The 19378-nt window shown below is 62.4% G+C and carries 21 protein-coding genes; 2 read left to right on the top strand and 19 right to left on the bottom strand.

The window, feature by feature from the left end:
• Positions 1–28 precede the first annotated feature (28 nt).
• The 10 genes from AMA01_RS09465 to AMA01_RS09420 form a co-directional block, all read right to left on the bottom strand.
• On the bottom strand, positions 29–886 hold the full coding sequence (locus AMA01_RS09465) for a flagellin N-terminal helical domain-containing protein (protein ID WP_067850343.1): 858 nt from the start codon (positions 884–886) through the stop codon (positions 29–31).
• 83 nt (positions 887–969) lie between these two features.
• A complete protein-coding gene (locus tag AMA01_RS09460; protein ID WP_067850341.1) occupies positions 970–1938 on the bottom strand; it encodes a flagellin N-terminal helical domain-containing protein in 969 nt (322 codons plus the stop codon).
• A 20-nt stretch (positions 1939–1958) separates the two neighbouring features.
• Positions 1959–3377 (bottom strand): flagellar hook-associated protein FlgK, encoded by a 1419-nt coding sequence (gene flgK / locus AMA01_RS09455; protein WP_067850339.1) that lies wholly within the window; start codon positions 3375–3377, stop codon positions 1959–1961.
• 295 nt (positions 3378–3672) lie between these two features.
• On the bottom strand, positions 3673–3870 hold the full coding sequence (locus AMA01_RS09445) for a flagellar biosynthesis anti-sigma factor FlgM (protein ID WP_195867704.1): 198 nt from the start codon (positions 3868–3870) through the stop codon (positions 3673–3675).
• A 224-nt stretch (positions 3871–4094) separates the two neighbouring features.
• The gene (locus AMA01_RS09440; RefSeq protein WP_067850334.1) at positions 4095–4631 is read right to left on the bottom strand and encodes a sigma-70 family RNA polymerase sigma factor; all 537 of its coding nucleotides are present in this window, start codon (positions 4629–4631) and stop codon (positions 4095–4097) included.
• Between the two features lie 24 nt (positions 4632–4655).
• Positions 4656–5039: a TIGR03826 family flagellar region protein gene (locus tag AMA01_RS09435; RefSeq protein WP_082744114.1), complete on the bottom strand. Its 384-nt coding sequence runs from the start codon at positions 5037–5039 to the stop codon at positions 4656–4658.
• Positions 5036–5218 (bottom strand): hypothetical protein, encoded by a 183-nt coding sequence (locus AMA01_RS13845; RefSeq protein WP_156468437.1) that lies wholly within the window; start codon positions 5216–5218, stop codon positions 5036–5038. Before AMA01_RS13845 ends, AMA01_RS09435 begins: the two co-directional genes overlap by 4 nt.
• A 4-nt stretch (positions 5219–5222) precedes the next feature.
• A complete protein-coding gene (locus tag AMA01_RS09430; RefSeq protein WP_067850330.1) occupies positions 5223–5960 on the bottom strand; it encodes a ComF family protein in 738 nt (245 codons plus the stop codon).
• A 27-nt stretch (positions 5961–5987) separates the two neighbouring features.
• Positions 5988–7277, bottom strand: coding sequence for a HAMP domain-containing sensor histidine kinase (locus tag AMA01_RS09425; protein ID WP_067850328.1), 1290 nt, complete (start codon positions 7275–7277; stop codon positions 5988–5990).
• Positions 7274–7993, bottom strand: coding sequence for a response regulator transcription factor (locus tag AMA01_RS09420; protein ID WP_067850326.1), 720 nt, complete (start codon positions 7991–7993; stop codon positions 7274–7276). The genes AMA01_RS09425 and AMA01_RS09420 overlap by 4 nt, the downstream gene beginning before the upstream one ends.
• A 145-nt stretch (positions 7994–8138) precedes the next feature.
• Between AMA01_RS09420 and AMA01_RS09415 the strand changes: the two genes are divergently transcribed.
• Positions 8139–9563, top strand: coding sequence for a helix-turn-helix domain-containing protein (locus AMA01_RS09415; protein WP_067850324.1), 1425 nt, complete (start codon positions 8139–8141; stop codon positions 9561–9563).
• Position 9564: 1 nt separating this feature from the next.
• Here the strand turns inward: AMA01_RS09415 and AMA01_RS09410 are convergent, their stop codons facing one another.
• The 7 genes from AMA01_RS09410 to AMA01_RS09380 form a co-directional block, all read right to left on the bottom strand.
• Entirely contained in the window at positions 9565–9972 is a 408-nt protein-coding gene (locus AMA01_RS09410) for a hypothetical protein (RefSeq protein WP_067850322.1), read from the bottom strand.
• A 68-nt stretch (positions 9973–10040) separates the two neighbouring features.
• The gene (locus AMA01_RS09405; RefSeq protein WP_067850320.1) at positions 10041–10706 is read right to left on the bottom strand and encodes a response regulator; all 666 of its coding nucleotides are present in this window, start codon (positions 10704–10706) and stop codon (positions 10041–10043) included.
• A 233-nt stretch (positions 10707–10939) separates the two neighbouring features.
• Positions 10940–12127: a methionine adenosyltransferase gene (gene metK, locus AMA01_RS09400; protein WP_067850319.1), complete on the bottom strand. Its 1188-nt coding sequence runs from the start codon at positions 12125–12127 to the stop codon at positions 10940–10942.
• Positions 12128–12261: 134 nt separating this feature from the next.
• Positions 12262–13026, bottom strand: a complete 765-nt coding sequence (locus AMA01_RS09395; RefSeq protein WP_067850317.1) for a WecB/TagA/CpsF family glycosyltransferase — start codon at positions 13024–13026, stop codon at positions 12262–12264.
• A 249-nt stretch (positions 13027–13275) separates the two neighbouring features.
• Complete coding sequence (locus AMA01_RS09390; RefSeq protein WP_067850315.1) at positions 13276–14463, bottom strand: MFS transporter; 1188 nt, start codon at positions 14461–14463, stop codon at positions 13276–13278.
• Positions 14460–16202: a phospho-sugar mutase gene (locus AMA01_RS09385; protein ID WP_231862904.1), complete on the bottom strand. Its 1743-nt coding sequence runs from the start codon at positions 16200–16202 to the stop codon at positions 14460–14462. The genes AMA01_RS09390 and AMA01_RS09385 overlap by 4 nt, the downstream gene beginning before the upstream one ends.
• 36 nt (positions 16203–16238) lie before the next feature.
• On the bottom strand, positions 16239–17060 hold the full coding sequence (locus tag AMA01_RS09380; protein ID WP_067850313.1) for a dienelactone hydrolase family protein: 822 nt from the start codon (positions 17058–17060) through the stop codon (positions 16239–16241).
• Between the two features lie 89 nt (positions 17061–17149).
• Between AMA01_RS09380 and AMA01_RS09375 the strand changes: the two genes are divergently transcribed.
• Complete coding sequence (locus AMA01_RS09375) at positions 17150–17647, top strand: MogA/MoaB family molybdenum cofactor biosynthesis protein (protein WP_067850311.1); 498 nt, start codon at positions 17150–17152, stop codon at positions 17645–17647.
• Positions 17648–17673: 26 nt separating this feature from the next.
• On the opposite strand, the gene proC is transcribed toward AMA01_RS09375, so the two are convergent.
• Both proC and AMA01_RS09365 read right to left on the bottom strand, forming a co-directional pair.
• On the bottom strand, positions 17674–18492 hold the full coding sequence (gene proC, locus AMA01_RS09370; protein WP_067850309.1) for a pyrroline-5-carboxylate reductase: 819 nt from the start codon (positions 18490–18492) through the stop codon (positions 17674–17676).
• A 25-nt stretch (positions 18493–18517) separates the two neighbouring features.
• A complete protein-coding gene (locus AMA01_RS09365) occupies positions 18518–19294 on the bottom strand; it encodes an alpha/beta hydrolase family protein (RefSeq protein ID WP_067850307.1) in 777 nt (258 codons plus the stop codon).
• Positions 19295–19378 lie beyond the last annotated feature (84 nt).

Here is a 19378-nt window from a genome sequence, read left to right as displayed (position 1 = left end):
GATCGCATGAACACACTTCGGGCCTATCTTATTGGAGCAGCTTCAGGATTGCGTCTGGCTGCTGATCGGCCTGAGAGAGCATTGCCAGGCCAACCTGCTGCAACACCTGCTCCTGGCTGAATTGCGTATAAGCTTGCGCCATGTCAGTGTTGGTGATGGTTGAGTCGGCGTTCTGAAGATTGTTGGCCGTATTTTGCAGGTTCGAAACCGTGTAATTCAGCTGGTCTTGTACCGCGCCAATGTTGGCCTGGTAGGCGGACAACGACGTAATCGCTGCCTGAACCACGGAAATGGCTGCAGTCGCCGCCGCTTGGGATGTGATGTGAAGATAGCCATCAGAGCCAAGCGAAACGCCAGTAAACAAGGACGAAATTTGGACGTCCGCAATCGTAACCGACAGCTCCGAGTTACTCGTCGAGTCGGTATTGATTTGGAAGATGATACCCGTTGATGCAAACGAACCGTCGAGCAGGGTCATGGTATTGAACTTGGTCTGTGAGGCGATATTGTTGATCTGTTTCTGCAGCGCCACAAATTCCTGGTCCAAGTTCTGCAGATCTGTAGAATTCTCAGTACCGTTCGCCGCCTCAACCGCGAGCGTGTTCATCGTCTGAAGGATAGAAGTAATTTGGTTCATGGCGCCAGAAGCGGTTTGCAACATGCTGATACCGTTCTGCGCGTTCTGAATGGCTTGGTTTAGGGCGTTCACCTGAGACGTCATTTGTTGAGAAATGGCGTAGCCCGCCGGATCATCCGCTGCGCTGTTGATGCGATTACCTGTGGAAAGTTGTTGATAGGACGTGTTGATTTGATTATTGACATACTGGAGATTGGACAGAATGCTTGCGGCGGACGCATTGTTGTTTACACTAAAGTTCAGGGACATGAGTATTGCCTCCTTCTCAGTGTTTTCTGTTGGGACGGATGGCCGCGCGCTTTGGCGCGCTTCTTTTTTATAAACCACAAAAGTCATGAAGGTAGATAGTTGATGAGTGATGGGAGCAAGATTTGGGCGCCCATTTGCAGCGCAGCTTCGTAGATCACCTGATCCGTTGAGAACTGCGTCATGACCTGCGCCATATCTGCTCCTTCAATCCCCCCCTTCAAGTTCGTGAGATTCGTCTGAAATTGGGTCATCTGATTTTGAGCCGCCGTCATTCGCTGAATGCGCGAACCGAGCGCAGCGTTCAAGCTGATCACTTGATTCAAATTCGCCTGTAAGTCACTTAAATCTTGACGTAAGGCTCCTGTATTTCCTGACTGAAGGTCGGACTGAATCGCCGAGAGCGTATCACGAAGATTACGCGTTCCTCCTTGAGGTGTCGTGAGAAAGATGTCATACGCTGTGACGGTCGTCCGAATTTGTATCCCGGGAGCGATCTGCTCGTTTACGTTCGGTGGACTCGCCTGTGCATCATCGAACGGATTGTAATTCGTTCCTGCGGAAGCGCTCGGACCCGCTCCGTTCGGAAGAGAAGTTCCAGGACTCAAAAGGTACGTCGTCGGCGCTGTGTCGTCCGCCTGCCCTCCAAAGAGATACCGATTGCCCACCGTTTCATCGGCAATTTGATAAATGCCTTGCACAAGCTGAGACACGGTTGCCGAATAGCCGGATAAATCCCCAGAACTCTGATTGGGCCCATTCAACACACCTTCCAGGTTTGACTGAATTTGCTGGAGTTGCGACACCATGCCTTGCATAGCCGATTGCGTTGCGTTCATCCAAGATAAGGCCGAAGAGACCGTCGACAGCCCCGCTTGAACCTGGGATACTTCCGCGGTCAAGCTCATATCCTGAGAGACCGCAACCGGATCATCCTGCGGCAAGTTCAGCGTTTTTCCGGTCGAGAGTTGCTGCTGAACCTTCTGCATTGCGGTGTTGATGTTTTCGAGGTTAAAGAGAAACTGAGCCTGTTCCATGGATGTGGTGACGCGCACCGCAGTTCACCCCACACGGGTCATGACTGGACCATGTTCATGAGACTGTTTAACATGGTTTGAAAGGTCGCAATGTATTTCGCCGCCGCCGAGTAGGCGTTTTGAAATGCGATCATGTACGTCGCCTGCTCGTCAATCGAGACACTCGACACCGATTGACGAAGTTGCGTGGATTGTTGCAGCAGAGCGTTCGCGGTCGTGGCGTTCTGACTTACACCCGCTGCAAGCGTCCCGAGTTGGGAAACCATACTGCCGAGCAATTGGTCGAATGTGCCTGATTCGGTCTGCGTAGAGCCTGTCCCATCGACCCAGGAAAGTGGCGTTGGGGTCGTTTGCAGATTGACGACGTTCAGCGCATATCGGTTGTCCCCAGACGCACCGCTCGGCCCGGTCTGCAATGTCGCGACGGTCATGCCAGCATCCACCGCGAAGGAACCACCGCTTGATGGGGCGTCAAAAAAGGTTTGGTTTCCGAGCGCTGCGTTGACCTTCGATGCCAGGACATCTTCATACTGCGTAAGCTGATTCAGCAGCCCCGAGATTTCCCCATAGCCCTGCGCGTTCCCAGCAATTTGTCCTCCTTGGACAACCGAGGACAAGGGAACCGTCTGACTCCCGATGGTAAGCTGCAACTGTCCACCAGAGTCAGAGACCGTCGCGCCCGTTTCCATCTGCGCCATCGAAATGGCCTGCGGTCCCGAGCCGACACTCACCGAAATCGTACCGTCCGCATTTTGACTCAACGTGAGGTTCGCAAGTTGCGACATCTTGCCAATGATCGCGCTCTGCTCGTCCAACAACGTGTTTGGATTCGACACCGGAGACCCCGACACATTTTGTTGCGCGATTTTCTGAATCTGAGTTTGGATAGCTGATAGCTGCTGAGCATACTGCTGAAGTTGTTGAAACTGGCTGTTGACCTGGTTCAACACATCCTGCTGTGTGCTCTGCAACTGGGAACTCACCATATTAAAGGTCTGTGCAAGCACTTGCCCCTGCGAGATAACGGCTTGCTTAGCCCCTGTGTTGGACGGATCCGTCGAAAGCGTCTGCCAGGCGGAAAAGAATTGATCAAGCGCGTTCTGCAAACTGGTAGAACTGGGCTCATTCACGATACCTTCCACCTGAGTTAGTACAGTACTGAAGGTGGTGTACATCTGATATGTGCTCTGATTCGCCCAATCCTGTTCATCGTAGAACCAGTCGTCTTGGCGAGTGACAGACTGCACCAGCACACCTTGCCCGAACTGCCCCCCAACAAACGGACCGGGTCCCGGGATGGGCGGATAGGGATTGGCCTCGACAAAGTTGACGGATTCCTGAGCATAGCCAGGCGTGTTCGCGTTGTCGATGTTGTTCCCAACGACACTCTGAGCTTCCTGCATCGCCTGCAAACCAGATAAACCCACGTACAGCGGCGAAAACGTCGGTATGCCCATTCCCTGTCCCATCCTTCACGCCCACTCTGAGAAGCGAACGTATTGATAAAGCCGATTTAGAAATGCAGTCGAGAGATGGAGTCCTTGCTCGATCAGCCGTTGCTGCAACCCTACGAGATCTGCGATGTGACGGAGCCGCTCATGATGCTCGGAATCCACCTGTTGTTTGGCCAATTGCTCCATAAGGGCACATTGCCTTGACATCAAGACCAATAAACTGGACACATCCGCATTCCGAAGGCACGCTACTATTTCCTCTGTGAGCAATTCGAGCTTTGTGAGGGCAATTTCAACTTCATCCATTGTTGTTCAACACGCCTCGCTGAATCATGCCTTGCGCGATGCGATCGACGTCGATCTGATATTGGCCGCTCGCAATCTTCTGCTGCAAGTCGCGGATATGGTCAAACTTCGTTGACGATACACGTGCGGTCACGCTCTGCGTGTTTACGTCCTCCGGAATTCGGCCAGACGCACCCGATGGAGAAACCATTCGTTCCTCACCTTCCTCACTTTGTACAACGTCCTGTTTGCGGCGATCGTTCGCGCGGCTCATAAAAATTTTTTGCGAAGTTGTCTTACCTTCTGCTGTGACATGCGGCCAACATAGAAAGAAGCCATCTGTCTGTTCCAGACAAATGGCCCTTCATGCAAACCTTCTTTTCGCGGTGAGCATGCTCTGCACATACGCCGCTGCGCTCGCCTGAGCCTCCGTCTTCACTGCGCCAAGCCAAGCGAGGTTTGAAGCTGTCGAATGAGAGACTGATATCGATGGTAGACCTGAGCCTTCGTTTGATTCAAAACATCTGCAGCTTCTTGGAAGCTCAGGGATTCCACAAAAATTAAGGAAAGTAGGATCTGATCTTCGCGACGCAACTCCGAAATTTTCAAGGCCGCCTGGCGAACAAGTTCTTCATTTTCCCATCGTTCCATCGGATCTTCGACAGCGACATACTCAGCGCTTTGAACGTCGCTAGCACGCTGATAGGCTTGGATGGCTTGTGCCATGGGGGTGGATTTCGGCATCTTTAGGAGTGCAGAATTGCGCAACACCGTCAGCATCGCATATTTAATGACTTGCTTGGCGTATCGCTCATTGACCTCGCGCTCTTGTGAACGCTGCCACAGAGCCGTAATTGCCGAAGAAATCAAGTCTTGTTCATCGATCATCGCGCTTCTTCGATACCGAATCAGACGCCTTGCCAACCTTTGGATATAGGGTATGTAGGCATCTAGTGACACCGTGTTGTCCAATCACGCCTCATCTCCCCATGCTGTTCAGGACTTACTGTAAAATCCGGGATTACGATCGCGATCATCAGGTCGCTGGCCGAGGCGCAGTCCCCTCGCCATCTCCTTCGCGCAGTTCGCGCAAAGCCTGCCCGACTGCGTGGGCGTGCCACACCGCTCGCACGGGTACACCATGTTCGGGTTGTTGCGCAACAACAGTCGCCCGTCGCGGATGAATTGGACGATCTCGTCGTACGACACATCCGTCCCGTTTGCGACTTCGTAGATGTTCGCGAGCGGGTGCTGGCGAAGATACGCACGGATGGTCGCGAGCTTCTCGTCCTCGTCTTTGACGCAGTCCGGACAGATGTCGCGCCCCATGCGGTTGAAGAGCTTCCCACATCGTCGGCAGTTGGCAATCGCCACGGTCATCCCTCCACCGTCATGATTCGCGATTCCTCGACAAAATCCTGCCACAGCTGGCCACGCGCCATGGCCGGATTTTCCGGCCGACCGCCGACTGCCTCTCCAACGCCTCCCGCGCCAATGCCACGGGGCGCGGCCGGCCTACCTGCTGCTGCCACACCCGCAGCCCCCGCCGGTGGCGTCACACTCTCACTCCACCCGGGCGATCACGGCCGCGTGCACCGCGCGCGCACCGGCCCGGTACAGCGCGTGGGCGCACGTCGTGAGCGTCGCGCCGGTCGTCATCACGTCGTCGACGAGCAAGACGCGCCGTCCCCGGATGGCGCCTGGGTCTGCGACGACAAACTGGCCCGCGAGTTCGCGCAGGCGGCGAGACCTGTCTTTCGTGGTCTGGGAGCGGGTGTGGCCGGATGCGCCGAGGCGAGCAAGCGCCCGCACGCACGGCAGGCCCCCGGCGCGGGCACAGGAGGAGGCCACGAGTAGGACGTGATCGTACCCCCGCGTGCGCAGGCGGTCCGGGGCGGTCGGCACGGGCACCACGACATCCGCTGGCGGGCGGACTGCCCGTGCGGCCTCGAGGACGGCCGCAAAATAAGGGCCGATCTCGACGACGCGATCGTACTTGTAGGCGCGGATGAGTGTTCGGACGAAGTGATCGTAAACGAGGGCGCTCGCGACCATCATCGGGCGCCCGGCGGCGCGAAGTTGGGTATGTTGCACCTGGATGGGCACGAGCGCGAGGTTCTGCTGGCAGAAGGCGCAGAGCCGCCCCATCGCGGTCCGCTGGCTGGAGCGGCGCTCGGCGAGTTCAGGCGGAATTGGGCGGCTGCAGACGGGGCAAAGTTCATCGTTCGAGGGAAAGATCCAGTTGAGCATTTGCCGCACAAGGCGCTCGGCCAGAAACGGTAGCGTGTACGCGCGTGGCACGGGCGCGCCTCCCCTCCGATTGGGCCATCACGGCCGCGCGTCGAGCCTGGAGAGCGTGAACCAGAAGTCGCTGCCCTTGCCCTCCTCGCTCTCGACGCCGACCTCGCCGCCGAGCGCGGTGACGATATGCTTGACGATGGCGAGGCCGAGGCCCGTCCCTCCGGAGGCTCGGCTGCGGTCCTTGTGTACGCGGTAAAACCGCTCGAACACCCGCGGCAAGGACTCCTTGGGGATCCCGATGCCGTTGTCCTTCACGTGCACCTTGACGCGATCGACCAGCACGTCCCAGGTGACGCAGACCCGGCTCTTGGGCGGCGAGTAGTGGATGGCGTTCGTCAGGAGGTTGAGAAACACCTGCAGCAGGAGATCAGGCTCGGCCCAGACGTGCAGGCGCTGTTCGCGCGGCAACTCGATAGAGATCTGCTTCTCGCCAGCGACGGGCCTGACGCGATCGACGGCGCGCACGAGCACCTCATAGAGATCGACAGCGACGGGATCGACGTGGCTGTCGCTCGCCTCGAGCTTCGAGAGCTCGAGCAGATCCGAGACAAGGTTGCCCATGCGGAGCGACTCCTCGTAGATGGTGCGCAGGAACTTTTCGCGCGCCTCCTCGTCCACGTCCCCGTCGAGCAAGGTCTCGGCAAAGCCGCGAATGGCGGCGATGGGCGTCTTCAGCTCGTGGGAGACGTTGGCGACGAAGTCGCTCCGCATGCGCTCGAGGCGGCGCCACTCGGAGACGTCGTTCACGAGCATGAGCACGTCGTGCCGGCCGTCGGCCTTGCTGCGCATGCGGGGCGCCGCCGAAATGGGTACCAGTCGCACGGCGACGGTGACACCTTCGCGGATCTGAAACTCCCCGGACCAGGGCGTGCCGAAGAGAAGGGCGTGATCAATCGCCGAGCCGAGTTGATAGTTGCGAAAGACGGTCCAGTGATCCCGGTCCTTCCACTGCTCCACCGGCCTGCGGAACAGCCGCTCGGCGGCGTGGTTGACCATCTGCACCTGGCCGTCGCTCCTGAGGTAGATGACGCCGGTGGTCATGTTCTGCAGGATGTGCCGAAGGATGTCTCGCTCCTGCGACAAATCCGCCAGCGTCTCCTGGATGCGCTCGGCCATGCGGTTGAAATGGCGGAAGATGGCGATCTCGGCGGGGCGGCTCCGGTACTCGTACATGCGCACCTCGTAGCGGCCCTGAACGATGGCGTCCATGGCGTCGAGCAGGTAGCGCCTGAGGCTGCGAAACCAGCTCGTCTGCCAGACCGCGAACAGCGCGCCGATGGCCAGCCCAGCGCCGAGCCCGATGACAAAGGCGATCATGACCCCGACGTACCTTCCGTAAACTTGTACCCGATGCCGCGCACCGTGCGAATGTACCTGGGATTCTTGGAATCATCCTCGATCTTTTCGCGAAGATGCGAGACATGGACGTCCACGATGCGCGTGTCCGTGGCCGCGCTGTAGCCCCAGACGCGGTCCAAAAGCTGATCTCTCGACAACACGTGCTCCGGATTCTCCATGAAATATTGCAGGAGTTCGAATTCCTTCGGCGTGAACTCGACAAGTTGGCCCCGCACGCGGACCTCGTGACGCGCCACGTCCATCACGATGTTGCCTGCGCGCAACACCTTCCCGCTCGACGTGGGCTGGGCATCCTCCTCGCGATTCTCGGTGCGGCGCAACACCGCCCTGGCGCGCGCGACGAGTTCCCGCGGGCTGAACGGCTTGGTGACGTAGTCGTCCGCGCCGAGCTCGAGCCCGAGGACGAGATCCACCTCCTCGTCCCGAGCCGTCAGGAGGATGATGGGGATCTGGACGCCCTCCTGGCGCAGCCGTCGGCACACTTCGAGCCCATCCATCCCCGGCAGCATCAGGTCGAGCACGACGAGGTCGTACTTCGACGCGCCCTGCTTCAGTTTCTCGTACGCGACGCGGCCGTCGTCCACCGTCTCCACGTCAAACCCCGAGCGACTGAAGTTGTATTCCACCAAGGTGCGAATGGACGCCTCGTCGTCCACTACCAACACGGTAGGCACACGTTTTCCCTCCGCTCACTGGTACTGGCCTTATTGTAGCAAGAAGCGACAGGACTCGGCCACGATCAGGATGGAGAATTCCTTTGAATCTTGTCAAATCCATGCCAATATGTGAAACTTAATTCGGAAGCTAGAGGAAGTGGGTGTGGACGTGTCGATAGGAGAAGCCATCCGAACCCTCCGCACAGCGCGCGGACTGAGCCCGACCGAACTGGCGGGCGAAACTGCAAGTCCCGATGAAATAGATGACATTGAATCTGGCAGGGCCCTTGCGCCGTACCCGCTCCTCATCCGAGTGGCGGATTTGCTCGGCGAGCCCATCGACACACTGTTGGCCGATGTGGATCCGCTCGCCCTGCTCCAGGCGGCCATCCGCGTCGCCCAGTACGACGTGGCCGCGGGACACCCGCATCGCGCCCGCGACATCCTCACGCACCTGCCGGAGGCCTCGTTCCACACGCGCAGCCTGAGCGAGTACCGGCTTACGCTCGCACGTGCGCTGCGGGGCTTGGGAGCGGACGAGGAGGCCGTGGCGCTACTCGTGCCGCTGGCGGAGGCGGCGCAGAACGCGGACGACCCTCGCATGGTGTTTTACGCCCTGCGAGAGCTTGGCTTTGCAGAGTGCGATCGCGGCAACGTCCCCGCCGCCGTGCGCCTGTGGAAGGACGCCCTCGCGCGCGTCGACGCGCTCGCGTCCACGCACGCCATCCCGTCGCACGAGCTCCACGCGCTCGCCCTGGAACTGTACCTCCACCTCGACGATCTCGACCCGCACGCTGAGGGCTTCGACGTCCCGTGGCGGCGGACGAGCTTCGCTCCGCAGCCGCGCCTGCGGGCCGAGTTCGCGCCCGCACCGGCCCCTGCGCCCGTGTCCAAGCCTCCCAAGGCACCTAGGGAGCGACCGTATCTCGCCGCGGCCGAGCAGTTGTCCGCGTCCGCGCCGGCGCTTTTCGCCGTGGCCGAGGGCCTCGCCGCGGACGCGCTTCGCCACCTCGCCGTCGATCCGGCACGCGCGCGAGGCCTCGCGGAGCAAGCGACGGCGCTCCTCTTCGTGGGGCGGCTCTCCGAGGCCCACGCGGCGCTGCACCTTCGCCTGGGCGCCGCTCCCGGCGCGGGCCGACTGTCCACCCGGTTGCAGGACGCGTACCTCATGACCGCCGTCTCGCCGGGGTGCGATCTCGCCGCGTTTGCCGACGAGATCGCCAGCCTCTTGGACGAGGGCGAATTGGAACGCGCGGCGATGCTGCTCGAGATGGCACAGGCCATCGCGGCTGAGCTACCCGAAAGCGAAGACCTCGCGGCGAGGCGGGCGCGGCTCAAGCTCACCCTGCTGGATATGGAGGCCGCCTACGCCAAGCGGCCGCGCGAGCGCACGTCGCTGCGCAAGCAGCTCATCGCGTACGAGCAGTCATTTCCGGACTGGGGCGAGGCGTCCCTCCACCGCCGGACCTGCCAGAACCTCATCCGCTGGCTCGCCGAGGCGCGAGAGTTCGACCTGGCGCTTCGTTACATTCAGAAGCTCGACGAGCTGATGCGCGAGCCGCGCCCGCCGGTTCCGTTCGTATTCTGATTCACTGGGCCGCGCGGGCGCTGACGGCGCCCACCACGCGGATGACGCGGACCCGGCATTCCGGCGCGCAGCCCAGGCGGATGGCGGCCACCTCTCGGTCCGCCTCCGCCCTGTCGCTGACCGCCATGTACGTGACCGCGCAAGCCATTCGTTCCGCCAGTCGCTCCACCACAGCCCGCGCCTCATCCGCTGGCGCCACGTCGATCACGACCACGCGCGACGCGGGCGAGCGCCATCTCCCGCACGCCTTCCGCAACACACCCTCCACGGCGCCGCCACATCCCTCGGTCACCAGCACGAGCCACTCGCACGCCTGAGGCCGAGACGACGCCCCATGCACGAACCGACCCGCCAACGCGCACCCGAGGTACACGGCGACCGCCGCGGCAAACGCGACCGCCATCCACATGCGGGCTCACCTCCTTGCCCCAGCGTATGCGCTGGCGCGAGAAGGGACCCACGCAGCCGTACTTCAAGTCAGACCCTGTCGGGCAGAATCCACCGCTCTCGATACGCATGCAGGATAGCTTGGCTCCTGTCGGAGACGTGGAGCTTCGCCAAAATGTGCGACACGTGGTTTTTCGCCGTCTTCACCGTGATATGGAGCGACTCGGCAATCTGTTCGTTGGACTTGCCGGCGGCCATCTGGCAGAGCACGTCGAATTCGCGCGCCGTCAGGAGGTCTTTCCATCCATCGTTCGGCTTCGCATACCGCTCGATCTCGCCGAGCACCGCGCGCATCACCTGCGGATGCACCATGGCGCGTCCCTCGTGCGCCTCGCGAATGGCCCGAAGAAGGTCCTCCATCGGCGCGTCCTTGACGATGTACCCGCTCACGCCCTCACGCACCGCTTCGAGCACCACCGGCGACTGCTCGTGCATGGTCAACACCACGATTTTCGGGCGCCAGGCGAGGAGAGGCACGGCCTTCAGCACGCAGATGCCGTCCACCTCGGGCATGGTGATGTCGAGCAGCAGCACATCCGGGCGAACGTGCTCCACATCCCGGAGCACCTCGTGGCCGTTTGCCCAAACGGCCACCACCTCAATGTCCGGCTCGTATGCCAAAAGGTCTGCGAGCGTAAGTCGGTATTCCGCATTGTCGTCCGCAATCGCGACGCGAATCGGAAATTCGTTGGTCATTCCATCCCCCTTGCTTGCAAGCAACCCCCGGATGTCCAATCTCTTCTTCAGCTTGATAATACCAGATTCACGCTCATGCCGGGTGCACGAAAAAAACGCCCTCCGGCGGGGCGCCGGAAGGCACACATCATGGGGTGTAAGGGTGATATCTCATACATTCGATGCCAAAAGCGGTGTTTGTGAGGGTCCGCTGGGGCCGCGACAAACTTTTGTCAGCGCGCTCAGCTCACTGGTCAGGTCAGCGCGAGGCGGCGGATCTCCTCCACCTTGTCCGTCCGCTCCCACGGAAGATCGACGTCCGTGCGCCCGAAGTGGCCGTACGCCGCCGTCTGGCGGTAGATGGGCCGGCGAAGGTCGAGATCGCGAATGATGGCCGCTGGGCGAAGGTCGAACACCTCGCGGACGATCTCGACGATCTTCTCGTCGCTCACCTGTCCCGTCCCATACGTGTCCACCGAGATGGACACCGGCCGCGCCACGCCAATCGCATACGCGAGCTGGATCTCGCACTTCCTTGCGAGCCCGGCCGCGACAATGTTCTTCGCGACGTAGCGAGCCGCATACGCGGCGCTCCGGTCGACCTTCGTCGGATCCTTGCCGGAGAAGGCACCGCCGCCGTGGCGAGCGTAGCCGCCGTACGTGTCGACGATAATTTTCCGGCCCGTGAGCCCGGCGTCGCCCTGCGGTCCGCCGATGACAAACCGCCCCGTCGGGTTGATGAGGTACTTCGTGTTCTCATCCAGCCACTCCTGGGGGACAATCGGGCGGATGACGCGCTCAATCATGTCGCGCTCGACGGTCTTGAGCGTCGTCTGCTCGTCGTGCTGCGTGGAGATGACAATCGTGTCCACGCGCACGGGCCGGTCTCCCTCGTACTCGATGGTCACCTGCGTCTTGCCGTCCGGGCGCAGGTACGTGAGTTCGCCGCTCTTGCGCACTTCCGCGAGCCGGCGCGACAACCGATGCGCGAGGGAAATCGGCAGCGGCATCAACTCGGGCGTCTCATCGCACGCGAAGCCGAACATGAGTCCCTGATCACCCGCACCAATCTCGTCGATCTGCGCGTCCGTCATGTTCCGCACTTCGAGGGCGCGATCCACGCCCTGCGCGATGTCCGGGGACTGCTCGTCGATGGACGTGATGACGGCGCAGGTCTCGGCGTCGAAGCCGAACTTCGCGCGGGTGTATCCAATTTCGGAAATGGTGCGGCGCACCACCTTCGGGATGTCCACGTAGCAGCTCGTCGTGATCTCGCCGATGACGAGCACGAGTCCCGTCGTCACCGACGTCTCGCACGCGACGCGCGCGAGCGGATCATATGTCAAAATCTCGTCCAACACTGCGTCGGAGATCTGATCGCAAATCTTGTCCGGGTGACCTTCCGTCACGGATTCCGAGGTAAACAGGCGTCGCTGTGCCAATCTGGAGCCTCCTTTGGCGCGCAGAGGATTTGGCAAGCCAGGGGATCCCGCTTGTCCATCGCAAAACAAACCTTATCGTAGTCGATGGCCTCTGGGCAGTCAAGGATTTTCCCTTGACAATGTTGAGGACGGCTTCAATCACGGGCCTCGCGCTTGCCAGGCGATGAGATGACCTTTAACGCGAACCTCGGCAGCGCCAGTTGGCGGCGAAACCGCTTGGGCTCCGTGATGAGCCTGTACAACCACTCCAGATTCACGCGGCGAAACGCCTCCGGCGCCCGGCGCACAGTGCCGCCCCACACGTCGATGGAGCCACCCACGCCCATCCCCACGAGCGGAGGCAGCTTGCCCATCACGTCTCGGAGGAACAGCTCCTGGCGCGGTTGTCCCATGCCCACGAGCAAAAGATGCGGGCGAAACGCTCGGATCTCTTCGAGAATTCGCTCGAGATCCGGGTGTTGAAAATAGCCATGATGTCCTGCGAACGCGTGCGCGGGGTACTGCGCCCGCAAGTTGTCCAGGCACGCAGCGAGCGATGCCTCGGTGGCCCCGAGCAGGTATACGCGCAGCACCTGATTCCGCCGCATGGCTTCCGCCAACACCTGAGGGACGAGCTCCACGCCCGTCACGCGCTCGGGCACGGGGCGTCCCTGCCTGCGGGCCGCCCAGACGACGCCGATGCCGTCGGCGGTGACGAGATCGGCCGAATTGACGAGGCGCAACAGCGCCTCCTGGCGCTGGCACTGCATGACAAATTCCGGTCCAGCCGTCACCACGAGGTGATGGCCGCCGTCCGCCGCCCAGAAGAGGATTTTCTCCACCGCCTCCGCCATGGTGACGCGGTGAAACCTGACGCCGAGCACGTCCACGACGTCCTTGGCAAATCCCTGCACAGCCACTGGCCTATGCCTCCATCGTTCGTTGACGTGTGTCGCTCCGCTCGCACCGGCCTCGTTCGCACGCCCACAGCCTCACGCCAGCAGCCGGCGCACCGCAAGCTCGAGGGCGATGGCCACCAGGCTGATGGCCGTGCACGCGAGCATGACGCTGGCGATGACGAGGTGAACCACGCGCACCAACCGCGCTTTCAATGTTCCGCCTCCCGACCGAATCCAGTTGGCCACCATCATGGCCAGTTTCGGGCGAGCCTAAACCTCCTCGGCGCCATGCGGCGCAAGCCTCCGACGATTTGCGGCGATCACGGCCGCGTTCAGGAGCAAAAGCGCCATGGTCACGTAGAACACCGAGCGGATGCCGTACATCGCCGCCACCTGCCCGCCGATGAGCGGGCCTATCAGATTGCCGAAGAACGTGGCGCTCGAGTTGAGGCCGTACGCGGTCGCCTGCTTGTCCTCCGGCGCGAGCTTGCGCACCAGCGCCTGCAGCGACGGCAGCATGCCGCCGACAAAGAGCCCCAACAGAAACCGGCCGATCAGCAGAAGCCAAAGCGCATGCGCGAGAGCCTGCGGCAAAAACGCGCATGCGGCACCCAGAAACGCGAGCAATAGCACGCGCTGCTGCCCGACGCGATCGCCCACCCGGCCCAAGGTCGGCGTGCCGACGAGATTGGCAATGCCGCTTGTCGCCACGACAAGCCCCGCGGCGAGCGTGAGGTGCGCGCCGTGGTAGATGCTGCGGGTGAAGATGGTCACAATGGGCTCGATGCTCATCATGGCGAGTTGGGTCATGAAAGAGCCGAGAAATACCGGCCAGAGCCCCACGAGGCTTTTCCAAGATCTCCGGGCCTTCGCCCGCGCCCGCCGCGTCCCTTTCGGCTCGTGTACAAACAGGAGCACGATGAGGCTCGCCAGAACGAGCATCGCGCCCGTGAAGAAGAAGCAGCCGCGAAAGCCCAGCCACTCAGCCAGGATTCCGCCCACGAGCGGCCCGATGAGCGATCCGGCGATGTTGCCGGTCTGGAGCGTGCCGAGCGCGCGGCCCGCGTTCTCCGCCGGGGTCACCGAGGCCTGAAGGGAAATCGCCATGGCGATGAACCCGGAGAATACGCCGTTCACGAGCCGGAGAACCAAAAGCTGCCACGGGGCCCCGACGAGCCCCATGAGCGCCGTCATCACGCCCATGCCGAAGCCGGCGCGTAACAGCATGGGCTTTCGTCCATACCGGTCCGCGAGCGAGCCCCAGACGGGCTGAAACATGAACGAAGTGACGAACTGCGCGGAAAAGACCCAGCTCGCCCAATGATCGATGCTCCGCTCCGTGTGCAGGCCGAGTTCGGCCAGGTAGAGCGGGATGAACGGGATGATCTGGCTCATGCCGGCCGCGGCGCAGAAATTCGCGCACCATAGAATGACGAGCGTCCGCCGCCAGGCCGTCATTCCATACGCGCCCTCGCCGTGAGCGCCTGGACCAGCTTGTCCAACAGCTCGTCTCGCTCCGTCTCATTCCTTCCGCGCACGCCGAAGTACATCTTCATCTTCGGCTCCGTGCCCGACGGGCGAATGGCAGCCCAATGCCCGCCCTCAAAGATGAACTTCTGCACGTCCGATACCGGCAGCGTCAACGGCTCCGCGCGATCCGTCCCCGGGAAGCGCCGCTCCCTTTCGAGATAGTCCTCCACGGCGACGAGCGCGAGTCCGGGCACCTCGAGCGGGCGCTCCCGCAGATCCTGAAGCGCGCGCTTCATGCGCTCCACGCCGTCGTGGCCCTCGAGCTCCACATTGACGAGCTTGTCCCCGTACCAGCCGTACTGCTCGTACAGGGAGCGCAGCACATCCACGAGCGTCCGGCCGTGCGCCAGGTGCCAGGCCGCCATCTCGGCGATGACGAGCGCGCCCTGCACGCCGTCCTTGTCGCGCACGATGGGCGACACGAGGTAGCCGTAGCTCTCCTCGTACCCGGCGAGCAGGCGGTAGGTCCCGTCCGCCTCGTGGCGCGTGACGCGATCGCCAATGTACTTGAAGCCCGTGAGCGTCTCTTCCACGTGCACGCCGTACGATTCCGCGATGTGCTTGCCCATGTCGGACGTGACGATGGTTTTGAACACGATGGGCGGAAGGTGAAACCCGCCCGTGTCGCGATGACGCTCGCACAGGTAGTGAACGATGAGCGCGCCCACCTGGTTGCCGGTCAATAGCTGCATGCGCCCGGATGCGTCGCGCACGGCGATCCCGACGCGATCGCAGTCGGGATCGTTGCCCATGACAAGGTGCGCGCCGACCTCCTCGGCGAGCTTCACGCCGAGCGCGAGCGCCTCCTGCTCCTCCGGGTTCGGGCTCTTCACAGTCGAGAAGTCGCCGTCCGGCTCGACCTGTGCCTCAACGAGATGGACGTCCTTGTAACCGGCCGCAGAAAGCGCCTCGCGCACCGGGACGTTGCCCGTCCCGTGAAGCGGCGTGTACACGATGGACAGGCGGGAGCGCTCGTCGCCAAGGCGCGGATCGCGGACTTCGCTGACCACCGCCTCGATGTACTTCGCCCGAAGTGAAGCCGGAATCATGGTGAAAAGCCCGCGCGCCTCCGCCTCTTCCCGAGGCAAGTGCGGGATCGCGAACAGATCCTGAATCGACTCCATGCGATCCTTGATGTCGCGGGCGTCGTCCTCAAGGACCTGCCCTCCGTGCTCGTTGTACACCTTGTAGCCGTTGTACTTGGGCGGGTTGTGGCTTGCGGTGATCATGACGCCCGCCGCGCAGCCGAGATCGCGCACAGCAAAGGAGAGCTCCGGCGTCGGGGAGACCACGGGGAACAGGTGAGCCTTGATGCCGTACGCCGCGAGCGTCAGGGCCACCGCCTCGGCGAACGTGGCCGAGTTGTGCCGCACGTCGTAGCCGATGGCCACGCCTCGCTCAGCCACGTCCTCGCCAAAGCGCTCCTTCAGGTGAAGCGCCAGGCCCGCCGTGGCGCGCCGCACCGTGTACACGTTCATCCGGTTCAGCCCCGCGCCCATGACGCCGCGAAGTCCGCCCGTGCCAAAGTCGAGGTCCGCCCCGAAGCGTTCCTCGATCTCGCCATCGTTGCCGCGGATGCGCTCGAGTTCCGCGCGGAGATCTTCAGGCAGATGCGGTTGTTGCAACCACTGTTCATACGCCTGCTGCGCCTTCGTCACCGTCTCCATCCCTCCCAAAATCCGCGCTCCTTACGCGCAGAGAATTCACACGCCTCCAGTCACCTGGTTGAAGAACGTGAGGACTTCTGCGAACGCCGATCTCGCCGCCCGCGGGTGATACGACGCGCGCGTGTCGTTGAAGAACGCGTGGTGCGCGCCTTCGTACACGCGGTACTGGAAGTCCTTCCCCGCCTTCTTCATCTCTTCGGCAAACGCCGGAACTGCGTCCGTGATGCGCGGATCGAGCGACGCGTAGAACCCGCGCACCGGGCACTGAATGTTGGGAATGCGTTCCGCGCTCGGAGCCTGCCCGTAAAAAATGACCGCGCCCGCGAGCTTCGGATCGAGCGTCGCCAGCCTCGCGGACAGACCGCCGCCCATGCAGAAGCCGATGGAGACCACCGGTTGCCCTTTCGTCATGGGATACGTGTCCCGCAAAAAGCCCGCGGCGGCCAGCAGATGGTCGTTGTACGCGTCCAGATTCAGACCGCCGAACAGCTGTCCAAACGTGTGGCGAACCGTCGTTCGCTCCGGCTCGGGCAGCGTCTCCAGGGCGCGATCGCGCGCCGATGCGTCGTGCCACGCCTGAGGCGGCACCGAATCCAGAAACCGCTTCACCGCCTCGATGGCCTCCGGCTCAAGCCCTGGTTTGCGCTTCCCGCCTTCCGCGTACAGGTCCGGCGCAAGCGCCACATAGCCTGCGCGCGCAAACCGGTCCGCGACGTCCTGGATGTGCTCGTCCACGCCCCAGATCTCCTGAAGCACGATCACGGCCGGTTGTCCGTCCGCCAGCCGATCATGGTGGGCCAAGTAGCCCAGATACTGCCCGTTTTCGCCGTATCGAACCCATTCCGTGTGCAGTGCCACGTTTGCCACCTCCACGGTTATTGTGTCACAGTGAGAGGAGAGGCTCAACATGGAAGCGAATGGATTGTGACATACAGAGGAGGTACATCATGGAGAACACCGTGCGCACGGCTGCCGTGATCACCGTGAGCGATTCCGCGAGCCGAGGCGAGCGCCAGGACGAGAGCGGGCCGCTCCTCGCATCGTTGCTCCGCGAGGCGGGGTTTGAAGTGCGCCACGCCGTCGTGGTGCCGGACGATCGCGCCCGAATCGCCGCGCGCCTGCGCGCGCTCTCGCTCGAAGGCGTGCACCTCGTCGCCACCACGGGCGGGACGGGCCTCGGCCCGCGGGACGTGACGCCGGAGGCGACGCGGGACGTGATCGAGCGGGAGATCCCGGGCATCGGCGAGGCGATGCGCGCCTCCGCCTGGCCCAACAAGCCGCACGCCATGCTCTCCCGCCAGACGGCGGGCATCCGCGGCCAGACGCTCATTGTCAACTTCCCGGGCAGCCCCCGCGCCGTGGACGAGGGGTTCCGGGTGATTGCGCCCATCCTACGCCACGCGCTCGATCTCGTCGCGGGCATCACCGAACACCGCCCGCACTGAAGCGTCAGAGGGCCTGGGGCCATGCCTCAGCCCTCGCGCGTGTACTCGCGCCCCATCTCCTCCGCGCGGACGGCCGCCCTCCTCACCGCCTCGACGATGGCCTGATACACGCCCTGCGACTGCATCACCTCGACGCCGGCGTGGGTGGTGCCGTTCGGCGAGGTCACGCGGCGTCGCAATTCGCTCGGGCTCAGATCCCACTCGCGCAGGACGTGCGCCGTGCCGATGACCGTCTGCACCAGAAGCTTTCGCGCGAGTTCCGGGGCGAAGCCGAGTTCTACCGCCGCCTGTTCCATCGCCTCGAGGAGATAGCTGATGAACCCCGGGCCGCTGCCGGAAAACGCGGTGGCGGCGTCCATCAGCCCCTCCTCAATCTCGACCACCTGCCCGAGACCGGCCAGCATCTCGACGACCCGGCGAAGCTTGTCCCGCGGCACCGTCGAAGGCGCCGACAGCGCGATGGCCCCCATGCCAACCGCCACCGGCACGTTCGGCATGGTGCGAATGATGTACGGGTGCCCCCCCGTCGCGCGCTGCATGGCTTCAATGGGGATGCCCGCTGCAAACGACAAGAGCACCTGATCCGACAGATGAGGACGTAGTTGTTTCAAAGCCTCCATCATGTCGTACGGCTTCACCGCGAGAATGATGAGGTCCGCGTCCGCCGCCCGCGCCACGGAATCGGCGGGTGTGATGCCATACCATTCGCTCAATTCCAACAATCGTTCCCTACGCGATCGATTGGAGACGAAGATGTCCCGCGGATCGATCACGCCCTCTTCCACGATGCCTTTGATAAACGACTCGGCCATCGAACCGGCGCCGAGGACAAAAAGCCGCTTCAACCCTCCACCTCCTGTTGGCGCGCGGTCATTGCGACCGATCCACGCCCGTCAAAAACCGCACGACTTCTCGAATGACCTCGGATTCCCAGTGCCGGTTGTTGAACGTGTGATCCGCCTCTTCGATCAGATGCAGCCGCGCGCGCTCGCCGTACACCTCGTTCTGATACTTGAGCGACACCTCGTACGGTACGGCCTGGTCCTCCATCCCGTGGACGATCAGCACCTTTCCGCGGAACGGCTTGGCTCGCTCGAACGCGTCGATTTGTTTGAGGTCTTCATACAATCTGCGGCCCACGAGGTTGCCGCCGAGATCAACCACATCGGCATCCGCCGCAGCGCCCAGCGCCTCGGCCTGCTTGTCCGCAATGTCGGCCATGTTGCCCGCCGGTGCGAGGAGCACGAGCCTGTCCACCTTGTCCGGCTCGTCACCGGCCACGATGGACGCGACGTAACCGCCCATGCTGAGGCCGATGAGGCTCACTCGGTCCGAATGGATGCGAGGATCTCGCCGCACCCAGTCCAAAATGGCCTTCGCATCTCGGATCTCGGATGTGGCGGTCATGTCCTGAAACTCGCCGTCGGAGTCTCCGCTACCGGCGAAATCGAGGCGGAACGCCGCCACGCCCTCGGCCTCCAGCGCGCGGCTCAGTTTGACGAACAGCTGATGGGGCTCGATGTGGGTGCCCGTGAAGCCGTGAAACAAAATCGCCGCAGGCACGGACTCGCTCGCTGCCTCATCAGGCACGTGCTCCATGCCGCGAAGGACGAGACCATCCACTTCGAGCTCGACCGGTCTCTGCATCCCAACACGCTCCCTTGACGGAATCGCCATGGATTTCCCCGAATGGGACTGTTTCCGCACACCATGTTACCACGAGAGCCTTTT

Source organism: Alicyclobacillus mali NBRC 102425 (genome assembly GCF_001570745.1).
Taxonomy (GTDB): Bacteria; Bacillota; Bacilli; order Alicyclobacillales; family Alicyclobacillaceae; genus Alicyclobacillus; species Alicyclobacillus mali.
This window is presented reverse-complemented; position numbering and strand designations above follow the sequence as displayed.